The sequence below is a fragment of the Pseudomonas sp. MCal1 genome (genome assembly GCF_026341415.1).
Taxonomy (GTDB): domain Bacteria; phylum Pseudomonadota; class Gammaproteobacteria; order Pseudomonadales; family Pseudomonadaceae; genus Aquipseudomonas.
Map to the genome: position 1 here is coordinate 1 of NZ_JAKUMP010000044.1, position 255 is coordinate 255.

Below are 255 nucleotides of genomic sequence, written 5' to 3' on the forward strand. Positions count from 1 at the left end.
GGCGTCCCCTAGGGGACTCGAACCCCTGTTACCGCCGTGAAAGGGCGGTGTCCTAGGCCACTAGACGAAGGGGACACGCTACCCGGAACACATGGTGTGTGTTTCGGTGTCCAGATCCGCCTCCGAAGATTGGGTTCTGGTTTCACTCAGCACCGCCGTTAAGCGTCGCTGTTTAAAATTGGAGCGGGAAACGAGACTCGAACTCGCGACCCCGACCTTGGCAAGGTCGTGCTCTACCAACTGAGCTATTCCCGC

Annotated in this window: 2 tRNA genes; both read right to left on the minus strand. The window is 58.8% G+C overall.

The window, feature by feature from the left end:
• Positions 1-2 precede the first annotated feature (2 nt).
• A tRNA-Glu gene (locus MKZ87_RS28885) sits at positions 3-75 on the minus strand.
• A 104-nt stretch (positions 76-179) separates the two neighbouring features.
• Positions 180-255: transfer RNA gene (locus tag MKZ87_RS28890), tRNA-Gly, on the minus strand.